The 17,551-nt window shown below is 64.1% G+C and carries 18 protein-coding genes; 8 read left to right on the top strand and 10 right to left on the bottom strand.

From position 1 onward, the window contains the following. Positions 1 to 62 precede the first annotated feature (62 nt). The 3 genes from AC1DS5_RS01535 (at position 63) to AC1DS5_RS01545 (ending at position 3,103) form a co-directional block, all read left to right on the top strand. Complete coding sequence (locus tag AC1DS5_RS01535; protein ID WP_477716479.1) at positions 63 to 881, top strand: gamma-glutamyl-gamma-aminobutyrate hydrolase family protein; 819 nt, start codon at positions 63 to 65, stop codon at positions 879 to 881. Beyond that, a complete protein-coding gene (locus tag AC1DS5_RS01540) occupies positions 878 to 2,251 on the top strand; it encodes an aldehyde dehydrogenase family protein (protein WP_477716480.1) in 1,374 nt (457 codons plus the stop codon). Before AC1DS5_RS01535 ends, AC1DS5_RS01540 begins: the two co-directional genes overlap by 4 nt. Before the next feature lie 192 nt (positions 2,252 to 2,443). After that, a complete protein-coding gene (locus AC1DS5_RS01545) occupies positions 2,444 to 3,103 on the top strand; it encodes an HAD family hydrolase (RefSeq protein ID WP_477716481.1) in 660 nt (219 codons plus the stop codon). 81 nt (positions 3,104 to 3,184) lie between these two features. On the opposite strand, the gene AC1DS5_RS01550 is transcribed toward AC1DS5_RS01545, so the two are convergent. The 4 genes from AC1DS5_RS01550 to AC1DS5_RS01565 all read right to left on the bottom strand — a co-directional run bounded on the left by AC1DS5_RS01550 (position 3,185) and on the right by AC1DS5_RS01565 (position 8,131). Further along, a complete protein-coding gene (locus tag AC1DS5_RS01550) occupies positions 3,185 to 3,739 on the bottom strand; it encodes a YbhB/YbcL family Raf kinase inhibitor-like protein (protein WP_477716482.1) in 555 nt (184 codons plus the stop codon). 110 nt (positions 3,740 to 3,849) lie between these two features. Continuing rightward, positions 3,850 to 4,626, bottom strand: coding sequence for a helix-turn-helix transcriptional regulator (locus AC1DS5_RS01555; RefSeq protein ID WP_477716483.1), 777 nt, complete (start codon positions 4,624 to 4,626; stop codon positions 3,850 to 3,852). Positions 4,627 to 4,637: 11 nt separating this feature from the next. After that, entirely contained in the window at positions 4,638 to 7,616 is a 2,979-nt protein-coding gene (locus AC1DS5_RS01560; RefSeq protein ID WP_477716484.1) for a DNA topoisomerase III, read from the bottom strand. After that, positions 7,613 to 8,131 (bottom strand): TlpA disulfide reductase family protein, encoded by a 519-nt coding sequence (locus AC1DS5_RS01565; RefSeq protein ID WP_477716485.1) that lies wholly within the window; start codon positions 8,129 to 8,131, stop codon positions 7,613 to 7,615. Before AC1DS5_RS01565 ends, AC1DS5_RS01560 begins: the two co-directional genes overlap by 4 nt. An 84-nt stretch (positions 8,132 to 8,215) precedes the next feature. Between AC1DS5_RS01565 and AC1DS5_RS01570 the strand changes: the two genes are divergently transcribed. The 3 genes from AC1DS5_RS01570 (at position 8,216) to AC1DS5_RS01580 (ending at position 10,530) form a co-directional block, all read left to right on the top strand. Then, complete coding sequence (locus AC1DS5_RS01570; RefSeq protein WP_477716486.1) at positions 8,216 to 8,914, top strand: SET domain-containing protein; 699 nt, start codon at positions 8,216 to 8,218, stop codon at positions 8,912 to 8,914. Positions 8,915 to 8,995: 81 nt separating this feature from the next. Continuing rightward, positions 8,996 to 9,880: a biotin--[acetyl-CoA-carboxylase] ligase gene (locus AC1DS5_RS01575; protein WP_477716487.1), complete on the top strand. Its 885-nt coding sequence runs from the start codon at positions 8,996 to 8,998 to the stop codon at positions 9,878 to 9,880. Next, positions 9,874 to 10,530: an SPOR domain-containing protein gene (locus tag AC1DS5_RS01580; RefSeq protein ID WP_477716488.1), complete on the top strand. Its 657-nt coding sequence runs from the start codon at positions 9,874 to 9,876 to the stop codon at positions 10,528 to 10,530. The genes AC1DS5_RS01575 and AC1DS5_RS01580 overlap by 7 nt, the downstream gene beginning before the upstream one ends. 439 nt (positions 10,531 to 10,969) lie before the next feature. Here the strand turns inward: AC1DS5_RS01580 and ypfH are convergent, their stop codons facing one another. Further along, a complete protein-coding gene (ypfH, locus tag AC1DS5_RS01585) occupies positions 10,970 to 11,593 on the bottom strand; it encodes an esterase (RefSeq protein ID WP_477716489.1) in 624 nt (207 codons plus the stop codon). A gap of 335 nt (positions 11,594 to 11,928) precedes the next feature. Between ypfH and AC1DS5_RS01590 the strand changes: the two genes are divergently transcribed. Next, complete coding sequence (locus AC1DS5_RS01590) at positions 11,929 to 12,405, top strand: FKBP-type peptidyl-prolyl cis-trans isomerase (protein WP_477716490.1); 477 nt, start codon at positions 11,929 to 11,931, stop codon at positions 12,403 to 12,405. A 90-nt stretch (positions 12,406 to 12,495) separates the two neighbouring features. Then, the gene (locus tag AC1DS5_RS01595; protein ID WP_477716491.1) at positions 12,496 to 13,179 is read left to right on the top strand and encodes a FadR/GntR family transcriptional regulator; all 684 of its coding nucleotides are present in this window, start codon (positions 12,496 to 12,498) and stop codon (positions 13,177 to 13,179) included. Between the two features lie 64 nt (positions 13,180 to 13,243). Here AC1DS5_RS01595 and AC1DS5_RS01600 read toward each other — a convergent pair whose 3' ends face one another. From AC1DS5_RS01600 to AC1DS5_RS01620, 5 genes are all read right to left on the bottom strand, one after another. Further along, positions 13,244 to 14,230 carry a hypothetical protein gene (locus tag AC1DS5_RS01600; protein ID WP_477716492.1) on the bottom strand — a complete coding sequence of 329 codons (987 nt, stop codon included), beginning with the start codon at positions 14,228 to 14,230 and terminating at the stop codon, positions 13,244 to 13,246. Between the two features lie 25 nt (positions 14,231 to 14,255). Then, on the bottom strand, positions 14,256 to 15,242 hold the full coding sequence (locus tag AC1DS5_RS01605) for a Bug family tripartite tricarboxylate transporter substrate binding protein (RefSeq protein ID WP_477716493.1): 987 nt from the start codon (positions 15,240 to 15,242) through the stop codon (positions 14,256 to 14,258). A 46-nt stretch (positions 15,243 to 15,288) separates the two neighbouring features. Further along, positions 15,289 to 15,885 carry a glutathione S-transferase family protein gene (locus AC1DS5_RS01610; protein WP_477716494.1) on the bottom strand — a complete coding sequence of 199 codons (597 nt, stop codon included), beginning with the start codon at positions 15,883 to 15,885 and terminating at the stop codon, positions 15,289 to 15,291. A gap of 65 nt (positions 15,886 to 15,950) precedes the next feature. After that, positions 15,951 to 16,337: a RidA family protein gene (locus AC1DS5_RS01615; protein WP_477716495.1), complete on the bottom strand. Its 387-nt coding sequence runs from the start codon at positions 16,335 to 16,337 to the stop codon at positions 15,951 to 15,953. A gap of 76 nt (positions 16,338 to 16,413) precedes the next feature. Further along, the gene (locus AC1DS5_RS01620) at positions 16,414 to 17,550 is read right to left on the bottom strand and encodes an LVIVD repeat-containing protein (protein ID WP_477716496.1); all 1,137 of its coding nucleotides are present in this window, start codon (positions 17,548 to 17,550) and stop codon (positions 16,414 to 16,416) included. Position 17,551 lies beyond the last annotated feature (1 nt).

Genomic DNA, 17,551 nt, shown 5'->3' on the forward strand with positions numbered 1-17,551 from the left:
CGCAGGCGCAGCGCCCCCTCGGGGGGCAGCGCATTACACGCAGTGAAAAGCGTGGGGGCTCCATGACCGCCGCCAGTCGTCTCAAAATAGGTTTATCGGCCTGCTTTTCGCACGCCGATCCGAGCCGGTCTTTTTTTACCGGCAAGACACTGCAGTACGTGGAGCAGTCCATCGCACACTGGCTGATGTCCTCGGGCGCCATGGTGGTCATGGTGCCCTGCCCCACGGGCAGTACCCGGCGCGGCGATGTGACCTATGAGCATTACGCCCAGTGGCTGGACGGCCTGGTGCTGCATGGCGGCGCCGACGTCTGGCCCGGCAGCTATGGCGAGGCGCCCATGGAAGACAAATGGTCCGGCGACCGGATACGCGACGAATACGACAAGGCGCTGGTCGCCACATTCGAAGCCGTCGGAAAGCCGATTTTTGGCGTGTGCCGCGGCCTGCAGCTGCTCAACGTGGCCTTTGGCGGAACGCTCTACCAGGACATCCAGACCCAGGTGCCCGACTCCTTCCTTCACCGCGACGCGGCGGCCTACGACCAGAATTTCCACAGCGTGGACATCGTGCAGGGCTCCCGGCTGTCGGCGCTGTACCCCGGCGTGGAGCGGGTGCGCGTCAACAGCATTCACCACCAGGCCATCAAGAAGCTGTCGCCCGAATTTGAAGTCGAGGCCTACAGCGTCGGCGACGGCATTGTGGAAGCCATACGCCGCAAGGACCGCTCCAAAAGCTATATCGCCGCGCTGCAGTGGCATCCCGAATTCCACCAGCCCGGCTCCGACACGATTGACGACGCCGCCATGCTCGAAGACTTCCTGTCGGCCGTGGCGGACGCCAAGCACAACCATCACAACCATTCCCGAAAAAGCAAGGCATGACGCAACTGTCCATCCACAACCCCGCGACCGGTGCCCTGATCACGGACCTGCCGGCCGATGACGCTGCCACGGTGGCCAGCAAGGCCGACCAGGCGCGTGCCGCCCAGCTCGGCTGGGCCAGGGTGCCGCTGGCCGAGCGCAAGGCCTGCATCACGCGTTTTCGCGCCGGCATCGTGGCCGAGCTGGACGCGCTGGCCGCGACCATGACGCGCGAAACCGGCAAGCCCATCAAGATGTCGCGCAACGAACTGAACGGCCTGCTGGGGCGCATCGACTTCTTCCTGGCAGAACTCGACAGCAGCACCGCCACGCAAACCGTCTTCAGCGAGGGCGGCATGACCGAGCAGATCGAGCACGCGCCGCTCGGCGTGGTGGCCAACATCTCGGCCTGGAACTACCCCTGGTTCGTCGGCGGCAATGTGTTCATTCCCGCCCTGCTCACGGGCAACGCCGTGCTCTACAAGCCTTCCGAATATGCCGCCATGACGGGCCTGGCCATGGCCCGCCTGCTGCACGCCGCCGGCGTGCCCCGGGATGTGTTCGTGCCGCTGATCGGCGGCGCGGCCGTGGGGGAAGCCCTGCTGGCGCAGAAGGTGGACGGCCTCTTTTTCACCGGCTCCTACGCGACGGGCGCGCGGATTGCCCGCGCCATGGGCCCGCGCATGGTCAAGCTGCAGCTGGAGCTGGGCGGCAAGGACCCGACCTACGTCTGCGACGATGCCGACCCGAAAACCGCCGCGGAGTCGCTCGCCGACGGCGCGATGTACAACACCGGGCAGAGCTGCTGCTCGGTCGAGCGCATCTACGTGCACGAGAAGATTCACGACGCATTCGTGGCCGCCTTTGTCGACACGGTCAGGACCTTCAAGGTCGGCGACCCGATGGCCGAGGACACCTATATCGGCGCCATCACGCGCGCACCCCAGCTGGAGGTGCTGGATGCGCAGGTGCTGGACGCCAAAGCCAAAGGCGCCACGCTGCTGGCCGGCGGCCACCGCCTGCCGGGCCCGGGCAACTGGTATGCGCCCACCGTGTTTGCCAACGTCCACCACGGCATGGCGCTGATGCAGGAGGAAAGTTTCGGCCCCATCATCGGCATCCAGAAAGTCGCCGGCGACGAGGAAGCCGTCAGGCTCATGAACGACACGCGCTACGGCCTGACCGCGGGCGTGTTCACCCCGAGCGAGACCCGTGCAAAGGCGCTGCTGGCGCAGGTGAATGCGGGCAGCGTGTACTGGAACTGCTGCGACCGCGTCAGCCCGCGCCTGCCCTGGAGCGGTTACGGCGACTCAGGCGTCGGCCTGACGCTGTCCACCTACGGCATCCAGACCTTCACCCGTCCCAAGGCCTGGCACTTGCGCCAACCCTAGAAATATGGCCCCCACGCTTGTCGCTTCGCGTACTGCGCTGCCCCCCGAGGGGGCCGCTGCGCCTGCGGCCCGGCTAAGCCGGTTCCGCGGCCCCTGCTGGGTCAGGACCTCACCTTACCTTGATAGGCCCCCCACGCCTGTCGCTTTGCAAACCACGCCGCTCGCCGGGGGCGGCCCATCGGGAGATTCACCATGCGCCTGACCCTCTTCGATCTCGACCACACCCTGCTCAGCGGTGACAGCGATGTGCTGTGGTGCGATTTCCTGATGGAAAAAGGCGTGCTCGACAAAGCGCATTTTTCCGCCCGCAATGCCGACATTGAAGCGCGCTACAAGGCCGGCACGGTCGACCTGAAGGAGTTTGCCGATTTTTATGTGGGCACCCTGGCCGGACGCACAGTGCGCGAGTGGGAGCCCCTGCGGCAGGAGTTCTTCTCGGAATGGATCGTCCCGCGCATCACGCCGCAGGCCGTGGCGCTGGTCGACAAGCACCTGGAAGCCGGCGACCTGGTCGTCATGACCACGGCTACCAACCGCTTCCTCACCGAGCTGACCGCTTTCTACCTGAACATCGAGCACCTGATTGCCACCGAGCCCGAAGTGCATGACAACTGCTTTACCGGCAGCACCACCGGCACACTGAACATGCGTGCCGGCAAGGTAACGCGCCTGCATGACTGGCTGATGGCACGCGGCCTGCGCTTCAAGGACTTCAAAACCACGGCGTACAGCGACTCCATCAATGACCTGCCGCTGCTGGAAGCGGTGAAGCACCCGGTGACGGTGAACGCCGACGCGACACTGGCAGCCATAGGCGGCGAGCGCGGCTGGCCGGCACTGCAGCTGCGCTGAGCAGGGCCAGCCCGCTGAAGCGGCACCCCAAACAAGCTGAACGCCCCCGAAGCCGACACGATCCCGGACACGCGGCTGTTCTTATTTCTTGCGGCCATATCTGGCGGTAAAGCTGGCTTTGCCCAGCGTGTTGGCGTTGATCATGAAGCCGGCAAGCGCCGCCGTGGCATCGGCCGGCACCTCCAGCTTGTCGACCTTGAGCGCATGCACGGTAAAGATGTAGCGGTGCGGCCTGTCGCCTTGCGGCGGGCAGGTGCCGCCCCAGCCGGCCACGCCGTAATCGATGCGCACCGGGACCGCACCCTTGGGCAGGTTTGCACCACCCACAGCGCCGGCGTTGGGCGCCAGCTCCGTCACCGAAGCCGGAATGTTGATAACCGACCAGTGCCACCAGCCCGAGCCGGTGGGCGCGTCGGGATCGTAGACCGTCACGGCAAAGCTCTTGGTGTCCTTGGGCATGCCGCTCCACTTGAGCGCGGGCGATTTGTTGTCGCCCGAGCAGCCAAAGCCGTTGAACTCGAAGCTCTTGGGGATCATTCCGCCGGCCCTGATGTCCGGGCTGGTGAGCGTGAAGGCGGCGGCGTGCGCCAGCGTGGCGGCGCCTGCCAGGGCGGCGATGAGAAGCGTGCGTTTCATGAAATTCTCCTGAAGATGAGAACCGGATGATGGTGCAAACCGGCGCACCTTGCTGGCTGCGCCGCATCAATTGCTGTGCGGCAGAGCCCAGAGCCCTCCGCAACCCGTTCTCAAGGACGCAGGTGCGAAGGCGCGAAGCCGAAGCGCTCGCGGAACGCCGCGGAAAAGCGGCTGTGTGATTCGTAGCCGCAGCGGCCGGCAATTTCAGACACCTGCAGCCCGGTCGTTTGCAGCAGGCTCATGGCCGTTTCCAGCCGGACCTCGCGCACGCACTGGCTGACCGATGTGGCCTCTTGCGCCAGCCGGCGCTGCAGGGTGCTGGCGCTCAGGTGAAAGGCGCGGGCCACGTCGTCCACCGTCCAGACGGCTTGCGGGCGCTGCCCCGCCAGCCGCCGCACGCGGTCGGCCCAGCCGAGTTCACGGGCTGGCGCGAACACCAGGCCGCGCTCGGCCAGCAGCAACAGCACTTCAAGCGCGCGATGCTGGCGCATGGCCTGCGACGCTTCGCTGTCCTCCAGGGCCGCAGCGGCATGGCCGAAGGTGGCGGTAAACGCCTCGTCGACTAGCAGGCTGGCGCAGCCTTGCACGACCGGGGTGGCAGCGAACTGGCCAAAGCGCTCATGGAACAGCTCCACCAGCGGCGGCGCGAAAGTCAACACGCGCGCGATGTAACGGCCCTGCGGCGCGGGGTCGTTCACCATGTCCCATTGCGTCGCACGCGGAACCACGAACACGTCGCCGGTGCGAAAACCGGTGCTGCCTTGCGGGGTGGCCAGGCGCTTGCTGCCCGAGGCCACCCAGCCCACCATGTCGTCACGCACCGTGATCGTGCGGATGCGGTGGCGGACCGTGCTCGAAAGGACATGTGATGCGGCGGGGGCATCCATTGGCGGACGCCTCAGCTCAGGTGCTTGCCCACAATCCCGGCCAGCTCGAACATCGTCACCTGCGGCTTGCCAAACACCGGCAGCAACTTGGCGTCGGCATTGATGGCGCGCTTGTTGGTGGCGTCCTGCAGGCCCTCGGCCTTGATGTAGTCCCACAGTTTCTTGATCACCTGGGTGCGGGCCACCGGTTCGGCGCCAATCACCGCGGCGAGCGATGCACTGGGTTTGAGGCCGGCACCCGGCTTGGGGGTGGCTGCCTTGCGCGCCACCTTGGGGGCCGCCGTCTTGGCCGGCGCCTTTTTGGCGGCGACCTTTTTGGCCGCAACTTTCTTCGCGGCCGGCGCCGCATCGCCTGCGGCCCCTTTGGCCGCCACCGTCTTGCCGAACGGCGTCTTCACGACCCCGGTCTTGGCGGCCGCCGGTTTGCGCGGTGGGAACTTGGACGGCGCGAACTCGAAGTTCACCTTGTCGGCCTCCTTGTCCCAGGCCAGCATGGCCTTGAACGGGCGGCGCGTGCGCATCGAGACAAACTTGTCCAGCAGGTCGGTCTTGCCGGTTTCCAGCAGCTTGTGCATTTGCTCGCGCTCGATCGGCTGCTGCAGGATCACCTGGCCGGTCTTGAAGGTGCAGCTCGGCGTGGGCTGCTCCAGCGTGGGCACAGACTTTTCGCAGACGTAGTTCTTGCCGAGCTCGAACACCCGGGCGGCGCAGCGCGGGCAGGGGCCCAGCGACTGCTGGCCGGCAAAATCCACGATCTCGCCGGTCTCGCCATTCTTGTCGTCGCCAAAATCGAATTCGAGCTTGTAGTTCTTCGTTTCCTCGTCGAACTTGATCACCATCTCGGCGGTGAAGGGCCAGCCCGCCTTGGAGCGGAAGCCCTCCAGCGGCCCGATCTTGCGGTCACGCAGGAACTGCTCGACCTCGGCCGTTTCAAAGGTGCGGCCCGCCGGCGTCTTGCCGAAGGAAAAACCGCAACCGTCGTCGCCGTTTTTGCCGGTGCAGGTGTAGCGGCGGTAGTTCTCCTTCACCACGCCGCCACAGTTGGGGCAGGGCGTCTGCAGCGTGGTGTAGTCGCCCGGAATGGTGTCCTTGTCGTAGCCCTTGGCCTTGTTGACCAGGTTTTCTGTCATGGCGGCAATTTCCGCCATGAAGGTTTCGCGGCTCAGCTTGCCGTGCTCCATCTGCGCCAGCTTGTACTCCCATTCGCCGGTCAGCTCGGCCTTGGAGAGCTCTTCCACGCCCAGGCCGCGCAGCAGCGTCATGAGCTGAAAGGCCTTGGCGGTCGGGATCAGTTCGCGCCCTTCGCGCAGCATGTATTTCTCGGCGATCAGGCCCTCAATGGTGGCGGCGCGCGTAGCCGGCGTGCCCAGGCCTTTTTCCTGCATGGCTTCACGCAGCTCGTCGTCGTCTATGGTCTTGCCGGCGCCTTCCATCGCACCCAGCAGGGTGGCTTCGCTGTAGCGGGCCGGCGGCCGGGTCTTCAGGCCCTTGGCCTCGACCACCTCGGCGCGTACCATCTCGCCGGGCTTGACCGGCACCAGGCTCTGGCCCTTGTCGCCGTCCTTGGCATCGGCCACTTCATCGGCCGCTTCCTTGCCGTAAATCGCCAGCCAGCCGGGTTTCACCAGCACCTTGCCCTCGGTCTTGAAGCTGTGGCCCACCGCTTGGGAAATGCGCGTGGTGACCAGGTATTCGGCGCTCGGGTAGAACACCGCCATGAAGCGGCGCACCACCAGGTCGTACAGCTTTTGCTCGGCCTCGCTCAGGCCACTGGGCGCCTGCGTGGTTGGGATAATTGCGAAGTGATCGCTCACCTTGGCGTTGTCAAAAATCCGCTTGCTGGGCTTGATGTAGTTGCCTTTGATGGCCGTGGCCGCGTGCGGCGCCAGGTGGCGCATGCCGCTGTCAGCCAGCATTTCGAAGGTCTGCTTCACCACCGGCAAATAGTCTTCGGGCAGCGCGCGCGAGTCGGTACGCGGATAGGTCAGCGCCTTGTGGCGCTCGTACAGGCTTTGCGCAATCGACAGCGTGGTCTTGGCCGAGAAGCCGAATTTGCCGTTGGCTTCGCGCTGCAGCGAAGTCAAATCGAACAGCAGGCCGGCGGCCTGTGTGGTCGGCTTGGACTCTTCCGTGACCGTGGCGGCCTTGCCGCGCACCGCCTCGGCAATCGCCAGCGCTTCGCGCTCCGACCAGACGCGGTCGGCCCGCAGCTCGGCGTCGGGCTCGGCATTGTCGGCATTCGCCGCGGCCTTTTTCCATTTCGGGTCGAACCACTTGGCCGGGTATTCGCCGGCTTCGGCCAGGAAAGATGCGTGGACCTCCCAGTAGTCGCGGCTGACAAATTTGCGGATTTTCTCTTCGCGCTCCACCACCACCGACAGCGTCGGCGTCTGCACGCGGCCCACGGTGGTCAGGAAGAACCCGCCGTCGCGTGAATTGAAGGCGGTCATGGCGCGGGTGCCGTTGATGCCGACCATCCAGTCGGCCTCGGAGCGGGAGCGCGCGGCATCGGCCAGGCCCTGCATCTGTTTTTCGGTGCGCAGGCTGTCAAAGCCCTCGCGGATCGCGGCCGGCGTCATGGACTGCAGCCAGAGACGCTTGACCGGGTGCTTGCTGTTGGCGTACTGCTGGATCAGCCGGAAGATCAGCTCACCCTCACGCCCCGCGTCGCAGGCATTGACGATGGCGCCCACGTCCTTGCGCTTGGCCAGCTTGACGATGGCGTTGAGCCGCGTCCTGGTCTTGTCGATGGGCTTGACCTCAAAGTACGGCGGAATCACCGGCAGGTTGGCAAAGCTCCACTTGCCGCGCTTCACGTCAAACTCCTCGGGCGCCTGGATCTCCACCAGGTGGCCCACGGCCGAGGTGACCAGCCACTCGTCGCTCTCGAAGTACTCGTCGTGCTTCTCGAACTTCCCCGCCGTGGGCGTGATGGCACGCACAATGTCTTGTGCCACCGAGGGCTTTTCTGCAATCACCAGAGTTTTCATAAGTACTTCTTCAAACCTTCCACATCTTCGGAGAACATCTCTCCGCTTTCCGCAAATACGACTTTTCCATTCCGCCCGGTCACCTTCATGACCACCACGACCGGCAGACCCGCCGGCTTGGGCAGCAGTTTGCCGACCTCGGGGGTCAGCATTCCCGCGGGAAAACTGTAGCCTTTAGCTTTCAGATAGCCGGCCGCCGCAGCGGGCTGCCTATCAATCGACAAGGCCAGCACGTCCAACCCCTGGTTCTTCTGCGCGCGCCACAAAGCCTCGATATGAGGCGACTGCAGCGCACAAAAAGGGCACCAGCTGGCCCACCAGTACACCACAAGCACCTTGCCCTGGGCATCGGCGGGGGTCCAGCGGCGACCATCCAGCAGCGTCAGGGACGGCAAAGGCAGCGTGCTGCCCACCTTCGGCAGCGGGCCTTCCGGCTCCCTGGCCCACGCCGGCAGGCCCACGCCCGGCGCGGCCAGCGCGGCAATGGACTGAATGACGTTTCGGCGCTTCAACACAGCAGACTCCCTGAATGCATCACTACAATAACCACTTCACGCGCAGGTACGCGCGCGGGTGCGCACGCACGCCTGTGCGCGCACATGCATGAATTAACCATACCAAAAAATTACCCCGTGTCAAAAAACCAGGCCGCTGCGAGCCCTTCCGCACTTTCTTCCCTGGCGCCCGAGGGCGCGTCCGGCGCCGACGGCCGCCGCATCCAGACCCGTCGCTCCGGCGTACACGGCAAGGGCGTGTTTGCCCTGCAGGACCTGGCCGAAGGCGAGACGCTGATCGAGTATGTGGGCGAGGTGGTGACCTGGAAAGAGGCCCTGCGGCGCCACCCGCACGACCCGAAAGACCCCAACCACACCTTTTACTTTCACATCGATGAAAAGCATGTGATCGACGCCAAGTACGGCGGCAATTCCTCGCGCTGGATCAACCACAGCTGCAAACCCAACTGCGAGGCCGACGAAGACGGCGGGCGTGTCTTCATCAAGGCGCTGCGCAACATCAAGGCCGGCGAAGAGCTGTTTTACGACTACGGCCTGATCATCGACGCCAAGTACACCAAAAAGCTGAAGGCCGAATACCCCTGCTGGTGCGGCGCCAAAACCTGCCGTGGCACGCTGCTCGCCCCCAAGGACAAGGACAACGGCAAAGACGCAGGCAAGGACAAGCCGAAAGCAAAAGACAAGGCCAGCGACAAGGCTGGCGACAAGACCAAGGCCAAAGCCAAAGCCAAGCTCGACAGCAAGAAATCCCAGGCCAAAAAGAACAAAAAGAAGAAGGACTGAACCGGGCCGCTTCACCGCCACCGCCCCATTTCACCGTTTCACCGTTCCACCCCTCCCATCCTCCACGTTCAACCCCTCGCCGTGACTTCCTCCCCGACGGCCGCTCCGGCCTCCCCCCTCCGATGGCCCGCCGAGGCCATCTGGGAGGCTGTAGCCCCCTCCTTGCCGGGGTTTACCGTGGAGGTCCTGCCCGAGATTGACTCGACCAACAGCGAGCTGATGCGACGCTTTCGCGGCAGCGCCGATGCGCCGCCCCGGCCCGAGCCCCTGCTGCTGGTGGCCGAACAGCAAACCGCCGGGCGCGGGCGATCCGGCCGCAGCTGGGAAAGCCGGCGTTCAGGCAGCCTGACTTTTTCCCTGGGCCTGCCTTTGCAGCCGGCCGACTGGTCGGGCCTGTCGCTGGCCGTCGGCATCAGCCTGGCGGAAAGTCTGGACCCGCGGCCCGCAGGCCAACCGGCCATCGGCCTGAAATGGCCCAACGACCTCTGGCTTTCCGGCCAGACCCGCGAGGGCGAGCGCAAGCTGGGGGGCATTCTGGTGGAGACCGCCAGCTGGGGCGGCATTCGCTATGTGGTGATCGGTGTCGGTATCAATATCCTGCCGGTGCAGCTTTCCGCCCCCGCCCCCGGTTCGCCCGCCACCATGGCCGTCCCGCCCGGCTGCCTGCAGGACCTGCGCCCCGGCGTGGATGCCGGCGAAGCGCTGCTGCGCACGCTGCCCCCGCTGGTGCAGGCCGTGCAGGCCTTTGAACAATTCGGTTTTGCGCCCTTCCAGGCGCGTTTTTCGGCGCGCGATGTGCTCGCCGGCCGCGCCGTGAGGCTCTCGGACGGCACCGAAGGCACGGCGCACGGCGTCAGTGAAAGCGGCGCCCTGCTCGTGCATACTGCGGCTGGCATGAAAGAAATCACCAGCTCCGAAGTCAGCGTGCGGCCGGTTTCGGCGGCAAAGGGCAGCCGCCCATGCTGAGGTTGCTGGTGCTGGCGCTGCTGCTGGCCAACGCCGGCTACTTTGCCTTTACCCAGGGCCTGCTGGCCGATTACGGATGGGCTCCGGCCATCCAGGCTGAGCCCCAGCGCCTGGAGCAGCAGATCCGGCCGGAAGCCATGCAGCTGCTCAGCACGGGCGAAGCCCGGCAATTTGAAAGCGCCGGCGGTCCCTCCAGCACTGCCGAGTGCCTGCAGGCCGGCCTCTTCAGCGACGAGCAGGCCGGCGCGCTCCGCCCCCGCCTGCAGGCCAGCCTGCCCGCCGGCAGCTGGTCGCTCGAAAACAGCGCCGAGCCCGGCCGCTGGATCATCTACATGGGTAAATACAGCAGCGACGAAACCCTGGCCAAAAAGCGCAGCGAGCTGCGCCAGCGTGGCGTGTCCTTCGAGCCGCTGCTCAACCCGGCGCTAGCCCCCGGCCTGTCGCTGGGCCACTTCGGCTCGCAGGCCGAGGCCGAACGCGAACTGGCCAGGACCGCCACCCTCGGCGTGCGCACCGCCCGGGTCGTGCTGGAACGACCGGAAGCGAAAGGCCAGTTGCTCAAGCTGGTCGCAGTCGATGCCGCGCTGCGGTCCCAGTTGGAGGCCCTGAAGCCCCAGCTCGAGGGCAAGGCGTTGCAGGCCTGCAGATAACAAGAGCCCCCACGTTCGCCCACTGCGTGTGGCTCTCTGCCCCCCGAGGGGGCGCTGCGCCTGCGGTCTGGCAAAGCCAGTCCCGCGGCCCCTGCTTGAAAATACAGGCCCCCACGCTCCCCACTTTGTGTGGTTCGCTGCCCCCCAAGGGGGCCGCTGCGCCTGCGGTCTGGCAAAGCCAGTCCCGCGGCCCCTGCTTGAAAATACAGGCCCCCACGCTCCCCACTTTGTGTGGTTCGCTGCCCCCCAAGGGGGCCGCTGCGCCTGCGGTCTGGCAAAGCCAGTCCCGCGGCCCCTGCTTGATTAAAGAGCTCTCACGAGCCTCATGGTTAGTCGCGGCGCAAAGCCATTGCTATTGATTTAGGAGCTTGTCACGCGCGTTCTGCGCGGCTTGCAGGCATTATTTTCTTAAGAAATGCCCCGGAGTCACCAGGGCCGTCTACACCGCCCGCCAGTGCCGCAGCGGCACACAGGTCTGCAGCCGCGTCACGGCCTGGTCCATCAGCGCCGGATGCAACTCATGGCCCACGGAGGCGGCCACGTCCAGCGTGGCATCGGCATTCAGGGCCATCAGCAGGTCAAAGCCGTGCCGTGCGATGCTGACCGGCACCACCGGGTCGTTCTGGCCGTGCAGCAGGTGCAGCGTGGTGAGGGCGGGCGCCTTGTCCGGCCAGACCTGATAACTGCCGCCAAACGCCAGCACGCGCCCCGCCAGGCCATCGTGGGCGTCGCTGAAGGCCAGGGCCAGCGTGGCGCCGGCGCCGAAACCGACCAGGGCCGTGTCCGACTGCAGCACGTCAAACCGCTGCTGCTGGCTCCGCAAATAGGCGGCCAGGGCCTCCACCCGGGTCGACAGGCTGCCGTGGCCATTGCCCGTACCCAGCGGGCCCACCAGCCCCTCGGGGATCAACACGGCGGCCTCGGCAAACGCATCGCCCAGCAGGTTGCCCATGGCGAGCATGTCGGCGGCCACACCGCCTTCATCGTGCAACAGCACAAACAGCGGCCGGGGCGATGCTGCCGCCGACAGCAGCTCGATGGTTTCGATGTCCAGTAAATTCATGGCATGGACCGTCCGGTAAAGGGTTGTTGTTGAATCGCTATTGAATCGCTATTGTCAGACCCGACAGGCCCCGGCGTCCAGCGCCTGCGGGTAAGCCATCATTGCTAAGATTACCCATTGACGCATGAAGCATCTAGTGTGGTGTTGCATGCTTGACGGTACAAATAAAACCGATGGATTTTTGTTCAGGGCAAGGCGCAAACCACAGCAATAGTTCCACTATTGCGAGGATTTGCAACGCCGCCATGGGCAAAAAGACACGGTTTTATGTACCGGATAGCGTGCAACACCACACTAGCCCGATGCGGCGCCCTGAAGCCCCGAAAGCACTCATCATGAAAATCGAAAAAAACACCGCCGTCACCCTGAACTACAAAGTCGCCGACGCCCAAGGCAAGCTCGTCGAGGAAAGCTCGGGACCCATGGTCTACCTGCATGGTGGCTATGGCAACACCCTGCCCAAGATCGAGGAAGCCCTGGACGGACAGCTGCCCGGCTACCAGGTCACGCTGAACCTGCAGCCGGAGGACGCCTTCGGCCTGCGCGACGAAAGCCTGGTGCGCACCATCCCCAAGTCTGAATTTCCGCCCGGCGTCAAGGTCGGCGGACAACTGGAAGGCCGCGGCGACGACGGCCGGGAGCAACTGTTCCACGTGATGAAAATCAAGGGCAACGTCGTCATGCTGGATGGCAACCACCCGTTGGCCGGCAAGGCCCTGCGCTTCACGCTGAAGGTCACCGACGTGCGCGCCGCCTCCGAAGAAGAGATTGCGCACCGCCATGTGCACGGCGAGCACGGCCACCATCACTGACCCGTTCCGGCGTCACGGCGCAACCAAAACACTCGACCAAGCACGTCACCACGACACTCAACCAGCCTGCGCGGCCGTATACTTGGACCCATGAACACTGCGGTCCGTTTACCCGGCAAGGAAGTCGATCTCGACCGCCTTGTTGAAGCACTTCGCGAGCGAATTGCCGACGGGCAAAAGCTGCCAGCCGAGCGCACGCTTGGCGAGCAGCTCAACGTCAATCGGCACACGCTGCGCAAGGCACTGCTCCAGCTTCGGGCGTCGGGCGAGTTGGCCAGCAGCACGCCACGGCGGCACGCGGCCCTGACGCGTGGAGGTGCGGCGCTGGCGCGCGACACCAATCCACTGGAGGTCATCGAGTTGCGCCTGGCGCTGGAGCCCATCCTGGCGCGCCTGGCTGCCCTGCGCGCCACGCCGCTGGAGATCGCACGCATCGAGAAGGCGGCCACCACACTGGCCGAAACCGAGAGTTCAGCCGCTGATCTGACGTTTCACCGGCTCATTGCCGCGGCCACGCGCAATACGCTGGCCGCCGACCTCTATTCCTTGCTGCGGCAGATTGGCGCGGACGCCCGCATCCACGTGCAAAGCGCTCGTCCTCGCCCTGCGGCACGATTACGCCAACGGGATTCGGAGCACCATCTCATCGCGGCGGCGATTGCCGCACGCGATCCGGACGGCGCCGAAAAAGCCATGCGCGCCCACCTGTACATGGTGCAATGCCAGATTCTTGACCGTATTTCACTCAATCCGTCGGGGACGGCAGACGAGTAGCTTTTCTCCCGCTAACGTCGGGCACTGCCTAACGGTGTCGGGCGAGGCAGGCCGCAGGCACCGCTCAGCAACACGACTCGCAAAGGATGTCCGTGTTCAGAAGATGGGGCGGATGCCAGCTGTTGCGCCCAAATCCCAATGATGCAATAAGATCCTCGGCGGCTACGCGGGTTCGGTTCAGCAGCAACTGATCGAGCGGGACGGTTTCATCGGCAAGCACCACATCGCTGTGTTCGACCCGCGCCAGCAGGGCGGCATTGCGCAGGATATCGGCCCCCAGTGCAGCGGGGCCTGCCAGGTTAAGGATGCGTGCCGAGGGTTTCATCAGCGCCAGGTCGGCTGCGGTGAGGCAGACCGGTGGTGAGCCTGCACCTGGATCGCAAACCACCACCACATCGGCCGTGCGCCAGATGGCCAGCCGATCAACACCCAGGGATGCCGAAACGGGCCTTGCGGCGTCAAAACCAGGCCGGGCAAGCGGAACCAGCGCTGCTTTTGCCAACGCGGCCAGCGCCTGCGCAAATAGACCGTCGCCCATGACGGCCACACTCAACATGTGCACCGGCGCTGTCAGTTGCACCTGGCGCGACCACTTGCCGCTGTAGCGACCTTGTGCACCGGGCACCGGCACGGCGCGCTGAAGCAGCGGACGCAGCACCTGCCAGGCCCTGTCGGCGCTGGCTTCGACCGAAAGTTGGGCCGAACCCGGCGCCGGCGTGCTGGTCGCCCGGATGCCGGCGTTCGTCAGCGCCTGCAGGTCCAGGTTGTGATGCTCCGCATCGAGGTTGCAGATCGCCTTGAGTACCGGCAGGCGGCGAACCACCTGCGCATCAAAGACAAAGCGGGTGTCAGCGATCACGCCCGCCTTGCCGCGCAGCCAGCCGACCAGCTCATCGCTGGAGGGCACACGGTCTTCAAGGCGCGTCTCCACGTCAAAAAACGTTTTCAACCGGGTCATGGCCCCCTCCGACATCGGATGGGTCACCAGCACACTGTGCTTTAACCCTGGTGCAATGGACCGGGCAAACATGGCGGCCTGCTCAATACTCATGTTTCGATATTTCCGGGTCGGCGTACTAGTCAGCCTGGATATTGATTTCCCTGATAAGCGTGGTGTATTGCTGTATCTCGGACTTGATATATTCATCGAACTGCTTGACCGTGCTGGTTTGGGGCTCCACCATTTGTGCACGCAGGTTTTCCTTGACCTCGGGGCGAGACATCACCTGCACAATGTCCCGATTGAGTCGCTCAACAATCGCTGCCGGGACACCCGTGCGGACAACGATCCCGAACCAAAGATCAGTGCTCACCTCACCCAACCCAAGTTCGCTGACCGTCGGGATTTCGGGCGCCAGTGGCGAGCGCTTTTTCAGGGTTACCGCCAATGGCTTCAGTTTTCCGGATGCCAGGAAGGGCACCGCGCCGGCGAAACTGGTGAACAGGAGCGGGACGTGGTTTGCAACCACATCGGTGGTTGCCGGTTGGCATCCCTTGTACGGAATGTGCGCGACCTGTATGCCTTGCATCTTCATGAACTGTTCGCCGACGATGTGTGGAGGGCCACCCTTGCCACAGGATGCGTAGCTTAGGGCGTTCGGCCGGGCCTTGGCCTGCGCGACCAGCGCCTTGAGCGAATCGATGCCGCTGGCGCTGCTGGCTGCAATCAGCATCGGCGAGGAACCCAGCAGGCTCACCGGCGCGAAATCCTTGATCGGGTCAAAACCGAGTTTCGGAAATAGCGCCACATTGGACGCAAAGGTGCTGTTGGCGAGCAGCAGCGTGTAGCCGTCGGCAGGCGCCTTGAGCACCGTTTCTGTCGCAAGATTTCCGGCTGCACCCGGTTTGTTGTCGACGATAACGGGCTGTCCGAGAACATCCTGCAAATCCTTGGCAACCCGGCGGGCGATCAGATCAGTGCCCGCGCCGGCAGCAAACCCAACAACAATTCTGATGGGCTTGCTGGGATAGGCCTGTGCCAATGCAACACTGCCGCCGCAGAGCATCCCGAGACTTATCGCGAGGGTAAGTAACTTTTTTGCGTGCTTCACTGTGAGTTCCATGTAAGTGGCTAAATCAATTTTTGCGGGTACAGAATTCGTTTCAGGATCAAGCGGCCGCGGTAGCCGCTACAAAAGCGGGACGCTCAGCCAGTTTGGCCAGCCATGCCGCGATGTGCGGGGTTGCGGGCAGGTCAAACGGGAAGGCCACGCAGCGTTTGACGATGGGGCCCAGCGCGATGTCCGCCAGGCTAAAGTCAGCGCCTGCCACCCAGGCATTTTGGGCCAGCTGTTTTTCCAGGATGACCAGCTCCGCCGCGAGGTTCTTGACGGTGTCGGGCGCGCGCTCGGCCTCGGCCTTCTTCGCATCGCGGAAGCCGCCGAGGTAGGCGGAGTTCAGCGCGGCCAGCAGCCAGTCCATCCAGCGCTCAACCTGGGTGCGCGCACCCAGGTCCGCGGGCAGCAGGGCTGACTTTTCCTTCGCGGCCACATAACGCAGGATGGTGTGTGACTCCCAGATGGAGAGATCGCCATCCACCAGCGTAGGCACCTTTTGCGTCGGGTTCATCGCCAGGTATTGCGGCGTGGTGGTGTTTTCAAATTGGCGGCCGTAGTCCACGCGCTCGTAAGCGGCATTGATTTCCTTGAGCAGAAAAATGACTTTTTGAACATTGCCGGAGGTGGCGCGGCCGAGTAGCTGGTACATGTGTTGTCCTTTTGAGGTGAATGTCTTGAATGTTGTTGAATGCTGCTTGAATGCTTCTTGCAAGCCTATTGGGCCAGCGGCTTGTAGGCGGTCATTTCGATCTCGATGCGCGTCGTGATGGCCGCGCGCGCTTCCACGGTGGTGCGCGCCAGGCGCCCCTCGGGGAAATACTCCTTGAAGACACCGTTGTAGCGGCCAAAATCGCGCGCGTCTTCCAGAAAGATGGTCGCCTTGACGACGTCGTCCAGCGTGCAGCCGGCGCTCTCCAGAATTCGCTGACAGGCCTTGATGGTGGCGTGCGTTTCGGCCTCGATCGTGCCGCTGATCATGTTGCCGTCTTCGTCCTTGGCGACCTGGCCCGAAAGAAACACAAAGTCGCCCGCGCGTACCGCCGGATGAAACGGCAGGTTCGGGTTTTTCTTGCCGTAAACCTGCACTTGGGTGTTGTTCATGCGTGTAGTCCTTTCTCTTGTCTGTTGTCTGTTGATGTCTCGATGTCTTGATGTCTCTGTGTTTGGTGATGTCGGCTTATTTCGGAAAGCACTCGATGATGTCCAGCCCCTGCTGACGGTCGAGCAGGTAGACGATGCCGCGCTCGTCCATGGTCACGTCGTTGGACGACACGCGCTCGTAACCCGCCGGCACGTCGGGCTCGTAAAAGCCCACTTCCTTGGGACGAAACGGGTCAGAGATGTCCACCAGACGCAGCCCCTGGGCAAACCAGGCGAAGGGCATGATGTTGTTGAAGAACTTCTCTGAGGGCTGATGGCAACCCGTCATCGCTTCCTGCGGCCTGCCGTCAAGGTCAATGCCCTCCACCTGGAAAGTGGAAATCGGCATCGGCTGGCGTTCGTCGGTGATGTCGTAGATCCAGCTGAAGGCAGGCGCGCTGGGACGCAGCTTGGCGACGTCTTCATCGGCCACCAGCAGAATGTTGCGTTCCTTCAGCAGCCAGGGAATCGGCAGGGCCGTGTGCGTGGGATGCGGATGCGCCGGGCCGCTGTTAACGGACGACACCAGCTTGGGCCGCGACATGTCGGAAATATCAAGGATGAAGAATCCGTGATGCCAGTACGACACATAGAGCCGGTCGCCCATGCGCAGCGGGTGATGGCAGCGCGGCGTCACAAAGTCGTCCCACGGGTATTCCTCGCCGCTGGCAATATGCTGACCCGGAATCCACCAGCTTGAGACTTCCTCGGGTTTGGCGGGGTTCGCCAGATCCAGGATCTTCATGATGTTGCCCACATAGCCGTCTGCGGTCGGCGATATATAGGCGTAGCGCCCATCAAAGCTGAAGCGGTGAACGCCGCCACCGCCGTTGGTGCTACTCGCGCGCCACTTGTTGATGAACTTGGGCGCGCCGGGTTTGGACACGTCAAAAATACCCAGACCGCCGCCAAAATCGGGCGCGCCGTCACGAAACTTCTCATAGTTGACGATCATGATGCCGTCCTGCGCACGCACCTTGTGCGAGTGCCAGCCCATGGGCACGTCCATCCTGAACAGCAACTTCGGGTTCAGCGGGTCAGCCACATCGTAGATGGACGTGCCATCCGGCGGTCGCATGTGCGAGACGTACAGGATGTTGCGGTCTACCCAGACCTGACCGCCACCTGGGCAGTCAATGTGGCTGAGCAAACGGGTATTGGAAGCACGGGCCATG

This window comes from Polaromonas sp. P4_H1, assembly GCF_056400945.1.

Bases quoted from the DNA above. Each gene is read 5' to 3' on its own strand.
- AC1DS5_RS01555 (WP_477716483.1), bottom strand. From the start codon at position 4,626: ATGGATGCCCCCGCCGCATCACATGTCCTTTCGAGCACGGTCCGCCAC.
- AC1DS5_RS01570 (WP_477716486.1), top strand. From the start codon at position 8,216: ATGCATGAATTAACCATACCAAAAAATTACCCCGTGTCAAAAAACCAG.
- AC1DS5_RS01590 (WP_477716490.1), top strand. From the start codon at position 11,929: ATGAAAATCGAAAAAAACACCGCCGTCACCCTGAACTACAAAGTCGCC.
- AC1DS5_RS01540 (WP_477716480.1), top strand. From the start codon at position 878: ATGACGCAACTGTCCATCCACAACCCCGCGACCGGTGCCCTGATCACG.
- AC1DS5_RS01595 (WP_477716491.1), top strand. From the start codon at position 12,496: ATGAACACTGCGGTCCGTTTACCCGGCAAGGAAGTCGATCTCGACCGC.
- AC1DS5_RS01545 (WP_477716481.1), top strand. From the start codon at position 2,444: ATGCGCCTGACCCTCTTCGATCTCGACCACACCCTGCTCAGCGGTGAC.
- AC1DS5_RS01620 (WP_477716496.1), bottom strand. From the start codon at position 17,550: ATGGCCCGTGCTTCCAATACCCGTTTGCTCAGCCACATTGACTGCCCA.
- AC1DS5_RS01535 (WP_477716479.1), top strand. From the start codon at position 63: ATGACCGCCGCCAGTCGTCTCAAAATAGGTTTATCGGCCTGCTTTTCG.
- AC1DS5_RS01615 (WP_477716495.1), bottom strand. From the start codon at position 16,337: ATGAACAACACCCAAGTGCAGGTTTACGGCAAGAAAAACCCGAACCTG.
- AC1DS5_RS01550 (WP_477716482.1), bottom strand. From the start codon at position 3,739: ATGAAACGCACGCTTCTCATCGCCGCCCTGGCAGGCGCCGCCACGCTG.
- AC1DS5_RS01605 (WP_477716493.1), bottom strand. From the start codon at position 15,242: ATGGAACTCACAGTGAAGCACGCAAAAAAGTTACTTACCCTCGCGATA.
- AC1DS5_RS01560 (WP_477716484.1), bottom strand. From the start codon at position 7,616: ATGAAAACTCTGGTGATTGCAGAAAAGCCCTCGGTGGCACAAGACATT.
- ypfH (WP_477716489.1), bottom strand. From the start codon at position 11,593: ATGAATTTACTGGACATCGAAACCATCGAGCTGCTGTCGGCGGCAGCA.
- AC1DS5_RS01580 (WP_477716488.1), top strand. From the start codon at position 9,874: ATGCTGAGGTTGCTGGTGCTGGCGCTGCTGCTGGCCAACGCCGGCTAC.
- AC1DS5_RS01600 (WP_477716492.1), bottom strand. From the start codon at position 14,230: ATGAGTATTGAGCAGGCCGCCATGTTTGCCCGGTCCATTGCACCAGGG.
- AC1DS5_RS01610 (WP_477716494.1), bottom strand. From the start codon at position 15,885: ATGTACCAGCTACTCGGCCGCGCCACCTCCGGCAATGTTCAAAAAGTC.